Source organism: Mucilaginibacter gossypiicola (genome assembly GCF_900110105.1).
Classification (GTDB): Bacteria; Bacteroidota; Bacteroidia; order Sphingobacteriales; family Sphingobacteriaceae; genus Mucilaginibacter; species Mucilaginibacter gossypiicola.
In genome coordinates this window covers 150594-168676 of sequence record NZ_FOCL01000013.1, presented here as the reverse complement: position 1 = coordinate 168676, position 18083 = coordinate 150594, and the positions used below count along the sequence as shown (strand labels likewise).

Genomic DNA, 18083 nt, shown 5'->3' with positions numbered 1-18083 from the left:
TTTGCGGGCTGCAAAGGTAGCCACTTTTAACCCACTTCCAAATTATTTCTAACTCTTTTCCAACTATCCGCATTAACTCCCTATTCCTCAATCAGAAAAAGTTTCAAGCAACTCCTTAAAACCCCAGTTCTGGCCTTATTCCGCTACCCCTCCCCTTCTATACTATCGTTCGGCTTTCCTGGGTAACGTTTATAATATGCCAATACCCGAGTTTCCCCTATCTTACATTATATATACCAAGCCGCATGTTTTCCGACAAGCAAAGCAAACTACTATTATATTATACTACGCGAATTCCGAATAACTAACTATAGTTTATCTACGAAGGCGTTACTCATTACAACATTCGTGTTAGGGATAGTAGCGTAAAGCCCGCAGCGTGTGTGGGGAAGGTGAGCAAGAAAAGCGAGGACTTGCAGCGGATAGCCCGGGCCGCAGGCAACACCATAACCGTTTTAAAAATCCAACGGCGCAATAAATCGAAATCGCTCCCGGTAAATAATATACAACACGCCTGAGTTTATCATTATCCAATGTCATTATTTAAATTACCTGGAGAGATTTGTTATGCTTCAACTTTCGGCCCTCAAATACCATATACATTGTATAAGAAATAACCGTTTTAAGCGTATTAGTTTAACGGGCACATTACTCCTAAACCGGCAATAGTTAAAAGATGTTAAATACACTATATATATAGGTAGCGAGCCAATACCTCGTTATATATTAGCGGCTAAATAAAAATTGATTGATTTATATTATTAACTATCTTTGCAGAATGTTTAAAAAGCAACTAACGTTATTAGCCAGTGTTTTAGCTATCGTAATTATTACGCTTGGCAGTTGTAAAAGCAAATACGAAAAGTTAAAAGCCAGTAACGATTACGCCAAAAAATACCAGGAAGCTATTAAGTACTATAACAAAAAGGACTATAACAAAGCTTTAGGTTTATTTGAGGTGCTGGTTGAACGTTACCGCGGTCGTGAAGGTGCCGAGGATCTTTTTTACTATTACGCGTTCACGTACTACAAACAAAAAGACTATACATCGGCCAGGTATCACTTTAAAACATTTGCCGATACTTATCCTTCAAGCCCAAGGGCCGAGGAATGTAGGTTCTTTTCAGCTTATTGCTACTACCTTGATTCACCAATATACTCGCTAGATCAGGATAACACGTTAAAAGCTATTGACGCTTTGCAGTTGTTTATTAACCTTTATCCAAAAAGCGACCGTGTAGCCGAGGCCAGCAAGCTGATCCAGAACCTGCGCGATAAACTGGAAACTAAAGCTTATGCCAATGCCAAACTTTATTTAACTATCAGTGACTATCAATCGGCGGTGATTGCGTTCAACAACGCGTTGCGCGATTATCCAGATACCAAATACGGAGAGGAAATGGAGTACCTTATTGTTAAAGCACAATATCAGTATGCCTACCATAGTTTTGAAACCAAACAGGAAGAACGTTTTAACCAGGCTATAGCCTATGCCGACCAGTTTGCTGAAAAATATCCAAACAGCAAATACCTGCACGAAACGCAAACTTATGTAAAAGACAGCCAACAAGGTATTAAACAAGCTCAACGCCTTATTGCCGAAGCTACTACAAACTCAAAACTTGCAAAAAAACTTGCATCTAAAGATACTGTAACAACAACAGCGCCGTCTGAAAAAAATCAGCCGCAAAAAATACCATATTAATTAAGATATATTAAAGAGTTTAAATTAAGATATGACAGCTAACAACAGTAATAAACCAGCAGCAGCCAGCAGCACTGTAACCCGCGATTTACGCGAGCTGGATACCAAAACAGACAATATCTATGAATCGCTTGTGATTATGTCAAAAAGAGCGAACCAGATATCAAACAACATTAAAGAAGAACTTCACCAGAAACTTTCTGAGTTTGCATCATCAAATGATAACCTTGAAGAAGTGTTTGAAAACCGTGAGCAAATTGAAATTTCAAAATATTACGAAAAATTACCTAAACCATCATTAGTTGCGGTTCAGGAATTTTTAGACGGTAAAGTTTACTATCGTAATCCAACTAAAGAAGTTTAGTCTCCCGGCCCCCTAAAAGGGGAGTTTTGGAAATTTATTTATATTGTGAAAAACTCCCCTCTCGGGAGTTTTTTCTATTTTAGCCTATATTTATTCTTTCGCCGATAGGCGGATCCGAGCTTATGCTTAAAGACAAAAACATTGTTTTGGGAGTTTGCGGCAGTATTGCTGCCTACAAGTCGGCACTACTGGTAAGACTGCTTGTTAAGGCGGGAGCCAACGTTAAAGTAGTGATGACTACCGATGCAACGCATTTTATTACACCGCTTACACTTTCAACGCTATCAAAAAACCCGACGCTGGTTGATTATTTTAAGGCAGATACCGGCGAATGGAACAACCATGTTGAACTTGGGCTTTGGGCCGATATGCTGATCATAGCCCCTGCAACTGCGAATACCCTTGCAAAAATGGCTAATGGCCTCTGCGACAATTTGCTTAGCGCAGTATACCTATCGGCCAAGTGCCCCGTTTATTTTGCTCCTGCAATGGACCTGGATATGTGGTTACATCCTGCTACACGTCAAAATGTAAGTAGGTTGCAGTCGTTCGGTAACATTATGATCCCGCCGGGAAACGGCGAACTGGCAAGTGGTCTGCACGGCGAAGGCCGGATGGCCGAACCTGAAGAGATTGTTGCCTTTTTGGAAGCCGAATCAAAAAAAAAATTCCTTTTAACCGGTCATAAAATACTGGTAACTGCCGGACCAACCTATGAAGCCATAGACCCGGTGAGGTTCATCGGCAATCATTCATCGGGTAAAATGGGGTTCGCTATCGCGGATGTATTGGCATCGATGGGGGCCGATGTTACTTTGGTGACAGGGCCTACCGCTCAAACAAGTAAACAACAAAACATAAAACGGGTAAATGTTACTTCGGCAGCACAAATGCTTGAAGCTTGTCTGTCTGTTTACAGCGATGTAAAAGCCTGCATTATGAGCGCTGCGGTAGCCGATTATACCCCGGCAGATGTGGCCACTCAAAAGATCAAGAAACAGGATGGCGGTTTAACCATCGAACTGAAGAAAACCACCGATATATTAAAAACCCTGGGAGAGGCAAAAGGCGCAGGGCAGATATTGGTTGGTTTTGCCCTGGAAACCAACGATGAGGAAATGAACGCAATAACCAAGCTGCAAAAGAAAAATCTTGATTTTATTGTACTAAATTCGCTCAATGACGCGGGTGCCGGTTTTGCGGGCGATACCAATAAAATAACCATAATTGATCGGGAGCTTAAACAAACCTCTTTCGAGTTAAAAACTAAGGAAGCTGTAGCCCGCGATATTTGCGATAAAGTTGCCCAAATGATAAACGGATGAAAAAACTGCTGCTTTACACGGTACTGATGATTGTTTGTGGCCAGGCTATGGCCCAGGACCTGAATGCCCGTGTGCAGGTTTTATCGCCCAAGATACAGGTTGCCAATAAACGCGTTTTCCAAACCCTGGAAACTGCGATGAAGGACTTTCTGAACGGTCGCAAGTGGAGCGCCGACCCTATTTTGCCACAGGAAAGGATAGATTGCAATTTTGTGTTGAACGTTACCAACTGGGATGGCAGCAGCAATTTTACCGGCGAACTGCAAGTTCAGTCGTCAAGACCGGTATATGGCTCGTCTTATACCTCTACCCTGTTAAACCTTAATGATAAAGACATCAACTTTAGTTATACCGAAGGCCAGACTATCGATTATACCGATCAAAACTTTCAGGGCAACCTGAGTTCTATCATGGCTTTTTACGCCAACATTATTGTAGGGCTTGATTATGACAGCTTTTCTAAATTTGGGGGCACGCCTTATTTTCTGGCAGCGCAAACCATTGTAACCAACGCGCAAACGTCATCATACAGCGGGTGGAAGGCTTTCGACGGTAATGTGAACCGCTACTGGCTATCCGAAAACCTGAATAATAAATTATATAACCCGCTACGCAGCTTTTTGTATGACTATCACCGCAACGGCCTTGATATCATGTCTGACAATGTAAGCAAAGGCCGCAAAGCTATTGATGCACTGTTACCCTTATTGCAGCAGATAGATCGTCAGCGTGTGGGCGCAATGCTTCCGCTTATATTTTATACTGCAAAAAGCGACGAACTGGTTTCTATTTACAGCAAGGCAGATAATCAGGAACGCCTGACTGCCATGAACCTGTTTTTACAGCTCGATCCCGCTAATGGGAATAAGTACCAAACGTTGCAGAAATAATCCTTACTGTTAGTTTAAAAGGCGTCATTGCGAGGTACGAAGCAATCCCCTACTTACAGGGCCGCTCTGTATAGTTTAAGATTATTAATGATTAAATTATATTTTAAGCATTAATGAGCTTCCTTAGGGCGTTGTCTTTGTTCTTTATAATGACGTAATTGTAAGTAAATTGCTTGTTCTTTTTATTTAAAATATGGGCGTTCCCGTTAGCTAACGGGCCGGGCTATCCGCTGCAAGTCCTCGCTTTCCTGGCGCACAGTGGCACATGCACGCTCCGGGCTTTCCGCTCCTATCCCTAACGCGGCCGTCACACAGTCCATCAAAACAATACCTCAACAACATCATTACATTTGTCGGTTTATAGCTAACACCTCTCTACCTGATCTTAATCAAATAAAACTGATCCAAAGTAGTGGCTCTCTTCTTTTTGATGATGAAAGGCAAACTCAGGTTTTCATGAGGAAAATCCTGAAATGCTTTGACCGTTTTATAGGTAATTTCCTTTGCATTTAATTCAGCTATAGCCTTTTCATCGGCTACAATGATTCGGCTTTTCAGGCTGTCTGTTTTCAGTATGGCATCAAGGTTGGTATAAGTTATCTGCCCTTTGTAATAAAAATCGAAAGTATTTGACAAAACCGCAGCGCTTACTTTTTGCTGCGGGTAGTTCTGATTAAGATATTCGGCAGCTGAAAGATCCCCCCGGTAGTCAACAATAATAGGATAAGCAACGGTTATAAGGTAAGCATTCACCAAAACCGATACGGCACAGGTAAATAAAAATACCGGCTGGTAAACTTGCGTCGGCTTTTTATAAATGTAAATAGCCAAGCCAATAAACCCGATAATCAATACGGTAAATACGGGCCAGCACTCCGGTGCGAAAACGAAGTTAAGCGCTATAACAGCAACCAATAAAAGAGATGTAATAATGTATTGAGCGATCTTGAAAAACTTAAATTCTGCATCAACTTTTAATGAACTAATAAAAACAGCCGTTATAATAGCAAAAAACGGGAACAGGATATTGGTATAAAATGGCAGCTGAAATTTGGAAAGTGAAAAGATCAGCAACAGCAATACCCCGCCTGAGATACACAGATATTCGGGCTGGGCAATACGTTTAACCATTTTCCTGATGGTAGCGTAAAGCGCATAAAACAAGAGAATAGCCCATGGCGCAAAGGCCCAAAGCAGCGTGTGCACAAAAAACAGCTTATCGCCGTGGGTATTGGTAATGTATCCGTTATTGTTGAAACGCCCGAACTGGCTATCCCATAAAAACCAGTGGATCCCGGAAATTCCGGTGCGGCCAAAAACAACTTTTTCGGGGTGAAGATCAAACTGCGTGTATACCGAATAGATTTCGGGCAAGGTAAATATCACGACCAATATAAATGAGAGCAGCCATTTCCAGTGGAAAACGCCTTTAATATTCCCCTTAAATAAATAATCTCCAATAATAGAAGCGCCTATCGGGATAAGCAGGTAGATACCTTTGGTCATTACCGCACAGGCAGTAAATATGGAAGCCAGTAGTATATCGGCAATGCTGGTATGCTCTTTTACTTTATAAAAATGGTAAACAGCCCCCATAAGCAGGCCCATAATATAAGGCTCGGCACGTACGTCGGTATTTGACATTACGCTGTGTTGGGCTGTAAGCAATATCAGGATAGCGATAAGAGCTGTTTCATCGCCATAAAACTTTTTGGCAAGCTTGTAAGTGTACACCACCGACATGAAAAAGAATAACAAGGCAGGTAGCTTATAGGCTATAGTATTGATGCCAAAAATCTTAAAACTGATAGCAATAATCCAGAAAGGGAAATGCGGCTTATCCAGCCAGTCGGCACCATGATATAACAGGTCGGTAAAGTTATTGCTTTGCGCCATGCTGCGCGCGAGGGCCGAATACAAAGCCCCATCATCGGTAAAAAATTTGATGCCGATACCGGCTACATTAAGCACGATAGCCAATAACAGCACAATAAAATAAGGCCGTTTTTGCGATGAAAAAATTGAAGCTGCTGTACTATCCACTAAAAATATTTATGCTCAAAAATAGCTGAATTTTAATTATTCCACGGCAGGTATTTGGGCTGATCGTTATTGATCAACTCAGGCTTGGCGGAGTTTAGAGTTTCCCCATTCAAAATGCGCTCATACAATACAATGTATTCGGCAGCCATTTTAGCGATATTAAAGTTATCGGCCGCGTACTGGTGACAGTAATGTTTGTTAAAACTTTCAACGTTTCTGAGTCCGGCGGCTAATTCAGTTTTACTTGCCGAAAGCAAGCCAACCTCTGCGGGTACCAGTTCGGGTAATGATCCGTAAGGAGTGCCGAAAACCGGGCATCCGAAATAAAGACTTTCAATAATGGCTATCCCGAATGGTTCGTGCCACAATACAGGGAAAATCAAAGCCTTCGAGCTGTTCATCACTATCGATTTTGCTTCATCCCCAACCATTCCCTTAAAACGCACATTTAAATTGGGTGTAAAACGCAAACCCATTTTTAAGTTAAGCCGGGTACCGCCGAGCACTACCAATTTATTACCGCTCATCGTAGCTACATCAATAGCACCTTTTACGTTTTTGATCCGCCAGGCTGCTTTAGCAAGGAAGTGGGTGTGGATACGTTTATTATTCAGATCGGGAATTTGGTAATCGGCTGTATCAATCGCATTATGCACAAACACCGTTGAGCCATGCCTTTGCGCATGATTGGCCGATACAAATACCGAATTAAGATCCAATTGTGCCCCACCCGGGTTATTATGCACAGTAACTATATAAGGCTTTTTAGTAAAACCACTCACCTGGAACTGGAAGTGTACCACATCTATATCATCGGGCACCTGTTGATCCAAATCTTTAGTTGGATCATAAGTTAACACCTTTGCAAACGGACAGCTTGATCCCTCGCCTACCAGGTAAGTGATTTTGTGACCAAGGCGGTTTAACTCGCGGCCAAGCCACCAGATAATACGCTCGGTACCGCCGTATTTAGTTGCCGGGATTGGGGTATTGTTTACGATGAGGATGTTCATAGATGTTTGGCAAAGATAGTACGAGAAATCTTTAAGATTTATAATTTTATTGTACAAGTATTATCTTCGATAAAAAATCAAAACCTTATACTATTAATATGTCAACCATTCATGATGCGGCCTGGAATAATCTCATTTCTACAATCAATTTAAGTTTGCCACTTAGGGATTCATGGGATAAAATCATCATTTCCTGTTCGGAATTAATAAAAGTTGACTATTGGGACAAGCTAAAACAAATTGATATTGAAGCCAACCAAGTCGGGCTGGCCTTATGGATGGAGCGCCTTGTTACACAATCTCCTTTACCCGAAAATGTATCAGCTATTTGGATAGGAATAATCAAGATCCTAAACGAAGATGATAACGGAACAGAAAAAGAAGCTTATGCCATTTATCTAACCGGATCTGAAAATTACGCCCCCGACGACGCCGAATGGGCTGTAGAGCCTGTTTATGATCCACAACACAAATATGTTATTCCCGATATATTGAATTTAGTTGACGATCTACTTAAATCCGATCAGGAGAACTATGCTTTTACGGATTGGATATTACCACTGGCTTATACATCGTTAGCTATAAGTGATATAATTAATTTCAGGCTAAAAAAAGAAAACTTTCTAAAGTACAGGCAATCGCTTTTTGTTTCTGTGGGCTTTGATGATGGGGATTTGGTAAATGTAACTCCTATTACTTAGGATCTAAATTCTCCTTTAATTGCTTCTTAAACCATTTCCTGCTCACTACCAATAACCCAAACTCTTCTGATGGATATTTCTCCGTTGATTTATGATGGATCTTATGCGCCCTGCGGATCCCCGCCAGGTAGCGGTTATCGCTTTTAAAAGCTTTAAAGCGGTTATGGATAAACCAATCGTGAAAAACGAAATAGATGATCCCGTAAATACTGATGCCAGCCCCGATCCAAAAACGATAATCTAAACTTAAATGCCCTATCCACATCAGCCATAAAGCAAAAGTCGCGAAGCCTATGCTGAACAGGTCGTTCAATTCAAACCAGCCGTGCCTTTGCTGATGGTGTGTTTTGTGGATAAACCACAACGGCCCGTGGAAAAGGTATTTATGCATAGCCCAGGAGATGAGTTCCATCAATGCAATCGTTGATAGCACAATAACTATATATGCTAATATTTTCATATCATTTAGCGGCAATGTTCTGCACTATCAGGTTTTCCATTTTTAGGTTATTTTCATCTTCATGATCACCATATCCGGTCTTCTTGAAAATCAGCTTTCCTTTCTTATTGAAGATAATAACTGTTGGATATCCCCTAAAACCAAACTGCCTGTCGGGACATTTGGTTTTATCATCAGGCGTATATTTAGCTAAAGTTTTACCCGTATAAATTTTTTCATTGCAACCGGGTATAAAGTAAACAGGTAATTTAAAATCCTGCCGCTTGCTAAAATCCTTATACATTCTAACAAAATTATCTATCGATTTATCCTGCGCAATAAACCGCTTAACTATCCCGCTATCGGTTTGGCATAGTGTTATGAAATTAAAATTGGGGTTGTCTTTATACTTAGCGTAAAGCTTGTGCAGCATCCCCATTTCACGAAAACAAGGCGGGCACGGCACAAACCAGCAATCAATAAACAGCACTTTGTTTTGCCCCAATTTTTTTAGTGTAGTATGCTTTCCGTTGATATCATAAACATCAATATCCGGTATCGACTTGATTTTTTTAGTTTGCCCATTAACCGTGAAGCCGATCAAAATTAAAAATGCGAATAAGGAATAGGTTATCACTTTCATAACAGAAGTATTTACCACTAACTTAAACTAAAAAAGCGGCTATCAAATGATAACCGCTTTTAAATATTTCAAATTAAAAATCCGAAATCGAAAATCCGAAATCCGAGATTATTAAATATGTATCGCCCTGTTTTCAGTAGCTGCTAAACATGCTTCACGCATGGCTTCGGTATAGGTTGGGTGGGCATGGCTCATGCGCGAAATATCTTCGGCACTTGCGCGGTACTCCATAGCTACAACAGCCTCGGCTATCATATCGGCAGCACGCGGACCAATCATGTGTACACCTAAAATTTCATCGGTAGTGGCATCGGCCAATACTTTTACGAAACCATCAAGGTCACCGCTGGCACGGGCACGGCCGCTGGCTTTGAACGGGAACGAACCTGTTTTATATTTAACACCTGCAGCTTTCAATTGCTCTTCTGTTTGACCAACAGCAGCAACTTCCGGCCAGGTATAAACTACTCCCGGGATCAGGTTGTAGTCAATATGCGGTTTTTGGCCTGCAATAATTTCAGCAACCAATGTACCTTCATCTTCGGCTTTGTGGGCAAGCATAGCTCCTTTGATCACATCGCCAATAGCGTATACACCTTTAACTTTGGTTTCCAGGTGCTCGTCAACCGTGATTTTACGGCCACGTTCTTCAACAGTAATTCCGATATTTTCCAAGCCTAAACCATCGGTATAAGCAATACGGCCAACAGCTACCAGGCAGTAATCGCCTTTCAATTCTTTCTTTTCGCCTTTAGGGGTATCAAAACTAACGGTTACTTCTTTGCCTTTTACAGCAGCGCCGGTAACTTTATGGCCCAGGTAAAATTCCATACCCAGTTTGGTCAATACTTTCTGCAATTCGCGACCAAGGCCTTTATCCATAGTTGGGATAATGCCGTCCATAAATTCAATTACAGATACTTTGGCACCCAAACGGGCATAAACCGACCCCAGCTCCAAACCAATAACGCCGCCACCGATCAATACCAGGTGTTTAGGCACTTCGCTCAGGCTTAAAGCCTCGGTTGAAGTGATAATGCGTTTTTTATCAATAGGCAAAAATGGCAGTGCCGATGGTTTTGAACCTGTAGCAATGATCACATTTTTACCGGTGATCTCAGTAACAGTACCATCGCTCTTTTTAACGATGATGGTATTTTTATCTTTAAATGATCCTACACCAAAGTGAGTGTCGATCTTATTTTTCTTCATCAGGTAGCTGATACCGCTGGTATTGGCATCAACAACTTCCTGCTTGCGTTTGATCATCTGTCCAAAATCTATCGAAAGATCTTTCAGGTTGATGCCATGTGTTTTAAAAGCATGGGCAGCATTGTGGTAATGTTCAGACGAATCCAACAGCGCCTTTGACGGGATACAGCCTACGTTAAGGCAGGTACCACCAAGGGTGTTATACTTTTCAACAATTGCGGTTTTTAAACCCAGCTGGGCGCAGCGGATAGCGGCTACATAACCACCGGGGCCCGAACCTATAACTATAACATCATATTGCATAGTAGTGTGTATTTTATGGAGGGCAAAGTTAAGCGTAATTAGGTAATAATATATAGCTTATGAGTCAAAATAAAAGGATATCACCACTACCTTACCCAATAAGCCTTACAAAGCATAATATTGTAATTACCAGGCCTCCAACCCCAAGCAGTTTCATATAATATTTATCAATGTCAGTGCCGCCCTTATGCTCTATCTTACTTACATAACGGTACATGTGACCTTTAGCAACAGTAAAAGGAATAAATTCCCTATCATAGGTTCGCCAAAAAATCAATCTTATCACATGGTACAGCACAAAGAGAAGAAAAGGTTCGAATGCTTCGGACACCATATTTAGCATAAACAGCAAACTAAAAACCATCCATATAATGGAAAAATAAATGCTCCTGAACCGCAAGCCAAACGGAGTAGTAAGAATTATAAATGCAAAAAATGCCGAGGTAAGCAATACCATCAAAAAAGACATTTTATCTTTTAAAAAATTAAAATATAACGAGAAAGAAACCAAAACTAAGTATACAAATAGCCACAAAATATCGGTAACACTTAAACGCCTGATCTCAAGATTGGCTTTAGTAAACTTGCGCATGGTCTTAGGATTTAAAGACGCAATATATAATATAATTAAAGGGTGTCAAAAGGTGCTCGCTACCATCCCTAACACATTTCCTGTTATAGACAAGTTTATTCGTTTCCTGTTCCGTGCCTTCCAAGCTTCTCTCTCACCTTTAACAAATTACCCTAAACACCCTGTATTTTATCCCGTTTTGTAACAGAACCGTTGATAAATCGGTTTATCCTGAACTGTTTATTAAATTAGCCCAATTTAACACGACTGATCTCATGAAGAAAACTAACTTATTTTTTGTGCTGGTATTGCTATACACCAGCGTTAATGCTCAAAGCAATTATGTAAAGGAGCATTTTACCAAAAAAGATGTGTACATCACCATGCGCGATGGTGTAAAACTGTTCACCTCTATTTATACTCCAAAGGATGCTTCGCCTCAAAATAAGTACCCGATGATGATGCAGCGTACCTGCTACAGCATTGCCCCTTACGGCGAGGACAAATACCCCGCAAGGCTTGGCCCATCTGAAATTATGATGAAAGAAGGCTATATTTTTATTTACCAGGACGTACGCGGCCGCTGGAAAAGCGAAGGCACCTGGACCAATATGACCCCGGTTATCGACAACAAAAAAAGCAAAAAAGATGTTGACGAAGGTTCTGATACGTATGACACTATCGACTGGCTGGTTAAAAACGTAGCCAATAACAATGGCAAAGTTGGGCAGTATGGCATCTCTTACCCGGGATTTTACACCGCTGCGGGCATCCTTTCAAACCACCCGGCGCTAAAGGCCTCATCACCGCAGGCACCTATCTCCGATTTCTTTTTTGACGATTTCCACCATAATGGTGCTTTTATTGAGGGCTACTTTTTCACCTTCCCCGTATTTGGTGTGCAAAAAACCGATACAACCAGCAAAGCCTGGTACACCATGATTAAACCCGACAGCAAAGATGGTTATCAATACCTGTTAGATTTGGGCCCGCTTAAAAACGCCGATAAATTTTACAAGGATAATTTCTTTTGGCAGGAAACCATTAATCATCCTAATTACGATGAGTTTTGGCAAAAACGCGGCCTGCTGAAACACTATGGCAAAGTAAAACCTGCCGTAATGCTGGTAGGTGGCTGGTTTGATGCCGAAGACTTAACCGGTCCGCTGGCTATTTATAAAACCATTAACAAAACCGATCCGAACGCTTACAATACCATTGTGATGGGGCCATTTGGCCACGGCCGCTGGTCGCGCGAAACCGGGCATACCATGCACAGCAATGTTTACTTTGGCGATAGCGTGGCTACCTTCTACCAAAAAAATATCGAGGCTAAATTCTTTAACCACTTCCTGAAAGGTAATGGCGATAAAAACTCTGGTCTGCCAAATGCCTACATGTTTAATACCGGTAAAAAGGAATGGGCAACATTTGATAAATGGCCCGCCCCAAATGCTGTACACGAAAAAATGTTTTTAGGTGCCGATGGCAAACTGTCAACCACCCAAGCCGCATCTCCCGGTTCGGTTTCATTTGTAAGCGACCCGCTTAAACCGGTTCCTTATACTGAGGATAATACAACCACCATGGGCTTTACACCGCACAATTACATGAGCGAAGATCAGCGCTTTGCCGGTCGCCGCCCGGATGTACTGGTTTACCAGAGCGAAGTATTAAATGATGACGTAGCCCTTGGCGGCGAGATCATGGCACACCTTAAAATTGCAACCACAGGTACCGATGCCGATTTTGTTGTGAAGCTGATTGACGTTTATCCGGCCGACGAACCGAACAATCCATACATGCCCAACAAAAACATCATCCTGAGCAATTACTGGCAAATGGTACGTTCGGAGGTGATGCCGGCACGTTTCCGTAACAGCTTTGAAAAACCAGAGGCATTGGTAGCTAATCAGAAAACAGATTTGAACTTTCGCCTGCAGGATGTACTGCATACTTTCAAAAAAGGTCACCGCATCATGATCCAGGTACAAAGCACCTGGTTCCCGATAGTGGCTCGTAATCCACAAAAATATCTGGAGAACCCATATAAGGCTGATGAAAGTGATTACATCAAGGCTACCGAAACAGTTTATAACGATAGTTTTATTGATGTGCAGGTTTTGAAGTAGTTATTTAGAGATTAGAGGTTGGAGATAAGAGGTTAGTTATGGCTTCCTTTTACTTTCAACCTTAATTTGCCATCAACCATCTTGAACTATCCGCCGGGCAATCTTTAAACAATATTAAATTCATAACTTTCATGTAAATGTTAGAAAAATTAAGAAGTCATAAAGAAGCAAATCACCGGGTAAGGATTTACAGTAAAGTTTCGGAGAATAAAATTCAACTGCGAAACGGTTACATTCTTGGCTTTTCGGATAAGTTACTCCTGCTTAATGAAACCGATGACTTTAGACTTGCAGGTTATGCGATAATACGTATCGATCAGATAAAAAAAGTACGTTTTAACAAAGGAGATAAATACTTTGATAAAATGATGCGATGGGAAAAAGCTATTGAAAAAGTTGGGATAAAATACCAGGTCGATCTCGATGATTGGCATTCAGTTTTCAAATCGCTAAAAACGCTCGGCCTAAGTGTAATAACGGAATGTGAGGCAGAGGATATCGATACTTTTACTATTGGCCCCATAACAAAAGCAGGCAAAAAATACGTTTATATCACTGATTTCGATATTGAAGGTTTCTTTGACGATTCGCCAACCAGCATCGACTATCAATCAATTACCAGGGTTGCTTTTGATACAGAATACATTAACATATTTAGTAAATATACACGGCATCACAAAACCGGGAAATAATAAATGCAATATGAAACTACCGTTTTTCATAATATCGCTCTTCATCGCGCAGGCCACATTTGCTCAAATTAAAGTACTTAAACTTAGCAAAGCTGATATTCCCAAATCCATTAGTTACAAGGGGCATATTATTGACGCAGTTAAATACACTGATAAAACCGGCGAGCATATAGTAATCACCACAGAAACCGGGGAGACCAAAGCAAAAAACAGCGAAAACAGTGACGGCCGCGATGCCGCTTTATATGCCTACCATTACAATATTACGGGTACCGATCAGTTTAAGCTGAGCTGGCAGACTTATGATTTTGTTGCTGATTGTCCCTTTGATATAACGGCAAATTATGTTCCGGGAGCATTTACAGTTACGGACGCAGATAATAATGGCGTAGCCGAAGTATGGTTGGTTTATCGTACCGTTTGCCGTAGTGATGTAAGTCCCTGTGATATGAAAATTATTATGCACGAGGGAGATAAAAAATACGCCGTTCGAGGCACTAACAAAGTAAAAATATCTGGTAAAGATTATGGAGGTGGCACTTATATTTTTGATGCAGCTTTTAAAGCCGCCCCAACTGCTTTCCGGAAATATGCTGCCGATACCTGGCAGAAAAACATCATGGATACCTTTTAACCTGTTACAATTAAGTACATGAAAATAAAACAACTATATCTCGCAGCGCTTACCTTACTAAGCACTGCAATAATTAACCAGCAGGCAAAGGCACAACTATTGAAAGAAAAAGAGCAGTTTACCCATGCCGATTCGCTTCGTGGTATGCTCACACCTTTGCGCACCTGTTATGACATCAATTACTATCACCTTGATGTGAAATTTGATATCGATAAAAAATTCATCAGCGGCAGTAATCAATTTAAATTTACCGCCACGCAGGATTTTACCAAACTCCAGTTCGATCTGTTTGCTAACCTGAAAATTGAAAAGGTTGTTTACAAAGGTAAAGAGGTTGCCTTTACCCGCGATGGTAATGCAGCATTTGTTACTTTCCCTCAAACGATAACTAAAGGCAGTAAAGATGAGTTTACCGTTTATTATTCGGGCAACCCAACAATAGCTGTAAACGCTCCCTGGGATGGAGGGGTGGTCTTCAAAAAAGACTCGTTAGGTAAACCATTTGTAGCCACAGCCTGCGAAGGCATAGGCGCCAGCATCTGGTGGCCTACTAAAGATCACCTGAGCGATGAGGTTGACAGCATGATGATCAGCATCAGTGTGCCTAAAGGTTTAAAAGATGTTTCTAACGGTCGCCTGCGTAAAGTAACCCAGCTTAAAGATGGGTACACGCGGTTCGATTGGTTTGTGGCCAACCCCATTAATAATTATGACGTAGTTGCCAACATTGCCGATTATGTACATTTTGAAGATACCTACATGGGCGAAAAAGGTAAACTCAGCCTCGATTACTGGGTATTGCCAACCAGCCTCGAAAAAGCAAAAAAGCACTTCCCCGCCAACGTAAAACCTATGCTGAAGGCATTTGAACACTGGTTTGGCCCCTACCCTTTTTATGAAGATGGTTACAAACTGGTTGAAACACCTCACTTAGGTATGGAGCATCAAAGCGCCACGGCCTACGGCAACCGTTTTTTAAATGGCTACCTCGGTTATGATATGTCAGGCACAGGATGGGGTACTAAATGGGATTATATCATTGTACACGAAAGCGGGCACGAATGGTTTGGCAATAACATTACCGGTAAAGATCTTGCCGATATGTGGGTCCATGAAAGTTTTACCTGCTACTCCGAGTCGCTTTTTATAGAGGATAACTGGGGCAAAAAAGCAGGGCTGGATTATAACTACGGCTTAAGACTTACTATCAATAATGACAGCCCGATAGTTGGCGTTTATAATGTGAACAAAGAAGGCTCGGGCGATATGTATTCCAAGGGCGCTGTTTTTCTTAATATGATCCGTACGATTATTAACGATGATGAAAAATGGCGTGGCATCCTGCGCGGGCTTAACAAAACTTTTTACCATAAAACGGTTACTTATGATGATGTGGTAGGTTTCATCAATGCGCAATCGGGCATGAACTTTTCGGCCATATTTGATCAGTACCTGCATTACCGCAGTCTTCCTGTTCTTGAATTTACCAGTCACGAAAACAAGCTTTACTGCCGCTGGATTGCCGAAGCTAAAGATTTCAACATGCCCATCAGGGTGCGCGTAAAGGGCGGCGAATATAAATTCATTACCCCTACAAGACAGCTGAGTCCTGTTGAAATCGCAGGTGCTACTAAAGACAATATCGAAATTGATTATTTAAACTACTACGTGGGTTCGCTCATGGATTAATCCCCAGATAAATGAAAAATAAGTTCTTAAATATTTGTGCAATTGCTTTATGGCTAACAATAACCGGTGCGGCAACAGCCCAGGCGCAATTAGGCACCAATAAGGAAACGTTTACCCGTGCCGATTCGCTTCGGGGCAGCTTAACTCCGCTGCGTACCTGCTACGATATCAACTATTATCACCTTGATGTGAAGTTTGATATCGATAAAAAATTCATCAGCGGCAGCAACCTGTTTAAATTCACTGCTACTCAAAACTTCAGCAAACTCCAGTTCGATCTGTTTGCCAATTTAAAAATAGAGAAGGTAGTTTACGAGGGAGCCGAAATACCTTTCTCCCGCGAGTTTAATGCCGTGTTTGTAACCTTTCCAAAAGGTATAAAAAAAGGCAGCAAGGATGAGTTTACCGTTTATTATTCCGGTAACCCAACCATTGCCAAACATGCTCCATGGGATGGCGGCGTAGTTTACACTACCGATTCCTTAGGCAAACCATGGGTAGCAACTGCCTGTCAGGGTATCGGCGCCAGCATTTGGTGGCCGACTAAAGATCATCAGTATGACGAGGTGGACAGTGCCCTGATCAGTATCAGCGCACCTAATGGTTTAAAAGATGTTTCAAACGGCAGGCTACGCAAAGTAACCGACCTGAACAACGGCTACACCCGGTTCGATTGGTTTGTGGCTAACCCTATTAACAATTATGACATAGAAGCTAATATTGGTGATTACACCCACTTTGAAGGCACATATCAGGGCGAAAAAGGCCCGCTAACGCTTGATTACTGGCCATTAAGCTATAATGTTGATAAGGCAAAAAAGCAATGGGAACTTGACGCGCCGCGAATGCTCAAATCGTTCGAATACTGGTTTGGCCCCTATCCTTTTTATGAAGATGGTTACAAGCTGGTTGAAACCCCGCACCTGGGAATGGAACACCAAAGCGGTACAGCCTATGGTAACCACTACAAAAACGGCTATCTCGGTCGCGATTTATCAGGTACCGGCTGGGGCTTGAAATGGGATTTCATTGTAGTACACGAAAGTGGGCACGAGTGGTTTGGCAATAACATCACTTCTAAAGATGTGGCCGATATGTGGATCCACGAAAGTTTTACTAATTATTCCGAATCGTTGTTTATCGAAACTTATTACGGCAAACAAGCCGGGCAGGAATATGTGAACGGCACCCGCAAAAACATCCGTAACGATAAACCTATTGTAGGCCCCTACGGGGTAAACATGGAAGGCTCGGGCGATATGTATTATAAAGGCGGCAACCTGTTAAACATGGTGCGCACCATCATCAACAACGATGATAAATGGCGCAGCATCCTCCGTGGACTTAACAAAACCTTCTACCATAAAACCGTTACTTATGATGATATTGTGGGCTACATCTGCAAACAGGCAGGCATGAACCTGGCCCCTGTTTTTGACCAGTACCTGCATTATAAAGATATCCCAACCCTGCAATTTGTGGTTAAAGATGGTAAGCTTTACTCTAAATGGATTGCCAATGCCGAAGGTTTTAACATGCCGGTAAGGGTACGCGTTAAAGGCGGCGGATATATCTTTATTAAACCAACCACCCAGTTTACCCCGGTTAAGATTGATGGTATAACTAAGGACAATGTGGAGGTAGATACCTTTAATTATTATATTAAGGTTGATTGATGGTTGAGGGCGAGTGGGTAAATAGTTGATTTGCCGGAATGACAAGTTTTA

At 41.6% G+C, this 18083-nt stretch carries 16 protein-coding genes; 10 read left to right on the top strand and 6 right to left on the bottom strand.

The features are described 5' to 3' along the window. Nucleotides 1-778: 778 nt before the first annotated feature. The 4 genes from BMX50_RS29135 (at nucleotide 779) to porD (ending at nucleotide 4284) form a co-directional block, all read left to right on the top strand. Nucleotides 779-1705 carry an outer membrane protein assembly factor BamD gene (locus tag BMX50_RS29135; RefSeq protein ID WP_091219332.1) on the top strand — a complete coding sequence of 309 codons (927 nt, stop codon included), beginning with the start codon at nucleotides 779-781 and terminating at the stop codon, nucleotides 1703-1705. Nucleotides 1706-1736: 31 nt separating this feature from the next. Further along, entirely contained in the window at nucleotides 1737-2069 is a 333-nt protein-coding gene (locus BMX50_RS29130) for a DNA-directed RNA polymerase subunit omega (protein WP_091219326.1), read from the top strand. 122 nt (nucleotides 2070-2191) lie between these two features. Further along, nucleotides 2192-3394, top strand: a complete 1203-nt coding sequence (gene coaBC, locus BMX50_RS29125) for a bifunctional phosphopantothenoylcysteine decarboxylase/phosphopantothenate--cysteine ligase CoaBC (RefSeq protein ID WP_091219319.1) — start codon at nucleotides 2192-2194, stop codon at nucleotides 3392-3394. Beyond that, nucleotides 3391-4284 (top strand): type IX secretion system protein PorD, encoded by an 894-nt coding sequence (gene porD / locus BMX50_RS29120; protein ID WP_091219316.1) that lies wholly within the window; start codon nucleotides 3391-3393, stop codon nucleotides 4282-4284. Before coaBC ends, porD begins: the two co-directional genes overlap by 4 nt. Nucleotides 4285-4659: 375 nt before the next feature. On the opposite strand, the gene BMX50_RS29115 is transcribed toward porD, so the two are convergent. Then, nucleotides 4660-6327 (bottom strand): ArnT family glycosyltransferase, encoded by a 1668-nt coding sequence (locus BMX50_RS29115; protein ID WP_091219312.1) that lies wholly within the window; start codon nucleotides 6325-6327, stop codon nucleotides 4660-4662. Between the two features lie 32 nt (nucleotides 6328-6359). Beyond that, nucleotides 6360-7340 (bottom strand): glycosyltransferase, encoded by a 981-nt coding sequence (locus BMX50_RS29110; RefSeq protein WP_091219307.1) that lies wholly within the window; start codon nucleotides 7338-7340, stop codon nucleotides 6360-6362. A 98-nt stretch (nucleotides 7341-7438) separates the two neighbouring features. On the opposite strand from BMX50_RS29110, the gene BMX50_RS29105 reads away from it, so the two are divergent. Beyond that, nucleotides 7439-8041, top strand: coding sequence for a hypothetical protein (locus BMX50_RS29105; RefSeq protein WP_091219302.1), 603 nt, complete (start codon nucleotides 7439-7441; stop codon nucleotides 8039-8041). On the opposite strand, the gene BMX50_RS29100 is transcribed toward BMX50_RS29105, so the two are convergent. From BMX50_RS29100 to BMX50_RS29085, 4 genes are all read right to left on the bottom strand, one after another. Further along, on the bottom strand, nucleotides 8034-8501 hold the full coding sequence (locus tag BMX50_RS29100) for a sterol desaturase family protein (RefSeq protein WP_091219299.1): 468 nt from the start codon (nucleotides 8499-8501) through the stop codon (nucleotides 8034-8036). The two genes, BMX50_RS29105 and BMX50_RS29100, sit on opposite strands and share 8 nt — an antisense overlap. A gap of 1 nt (nucleotide 8502) precedes the next feature. Further along, nucleotides 8503-9123 (bottom strand): TlpA family protein disulfide reductase, encoded by a 621-nt coding sequence (locus BMX50_RS29095; protein WP_091219295.1) that lies wholly within the window; start codon nucleotides 9121-9123, stop codon nucleotides 8503-8505. 111 nt (nucleotides 9124-9234) lie between these two features. Beyond that, nucleotides 9235-10638 (bottom strand): dihydrolipoyl dehydrogenase, encoded by a 1404-nt coding sequence (gene lpdA / locus BMX50_RS29090; RefSeq protein ID WP_091219292.1) that lies wholly within the window; start codon nucleotides 10636-10638, stop codon nucleotides 9235-9237. A gap of 91 nt (nucleotides 10639-10729) precedes the next feature. Further along, complete coding sequence (locus BMX50_RS29085; protein ID WP_091219288.1) at nucleotides 10730-11230, bottom strand: hypothetical protein; 501 nt, start codon at nucleotides 11228-11230, stop codon at nucleotides 10730-10732. Between the two features lie 254 nt (nucleotides 11231-11484). Here BMX50_RS29085 and BMX50_RS29080 point away from each other — a divergent pair, with 254 nt between their 5' ends. The 5 genes from BMX50_RS29080 to BMX50_RS29060 all read left to right on the top strand — a co-directional run bounded on the left by BMX50_RS29080 (nucleotide 11485) and on the right by BMX50_RS29060 (nucleotide 18032). Further along, nucleotides 11485-13341 (top strand): CocE/NonD family hydrolase, encoded by a 1857-nt coding sequence (locus BMX50_RS29080; protein ID WP_091219283.1) that lies wholly within the window; start codon nucleotides 11485-11487, stop codon nucleotides 13339-13341. A gap of 137 nt (nucleotides 13342-13478) precedes the next feature. Further along, a complete protein-coding gene (locus BMX50_RS29075) occupies nucleotides 13479-14033 on the top strand; it encodes a hypothetical protein (RefSeq protein WP_091219280.1) in 555 nt (184 codons plus the stop codon). A gap of 10 nt (nucleotides 14034-14043) precedes the next feature. After that, nucleotides 14044-14667, top strand: a complete 624-nt coding sequence (locus BMX50_RS29070) for a M949_RS01915 family surface polysaccharide biosynthesis protein (RefSeq protein ID WP_091219277.1) — start codon at nucleotides 14044-14046, stop codon at nucleotides 14665-14667. 18 nt (nucleotides 14668-14685) lie between these two features. Then, nucleotides 14686-16356 (top strand): M1 family metallopeptidase, encoded by a 1671-nt coding sequence (locus BMX50_RS29065; protein WP_091219273.1) that lies wholly within the window; start codon nucleotides 14686-14688, stop codon nucleotides 16354-16356. An 11-nt stretch (nucleotides 16357-16367) separates the two neighbouring features. Then, on the top strand, nucleotides 16368-18032 hold the full coding sequence (locus BMX50_RS29060) for a M1 family metallopeptidase (protein WP_091219268.1): 1665 nt from the start codon (nucleotides 16368-16370) through the stop codon (nucleotides 18030-18032). The last annotated feature ends 51 nt before the right edge of the window (nucleotides 18033-18083 follow it).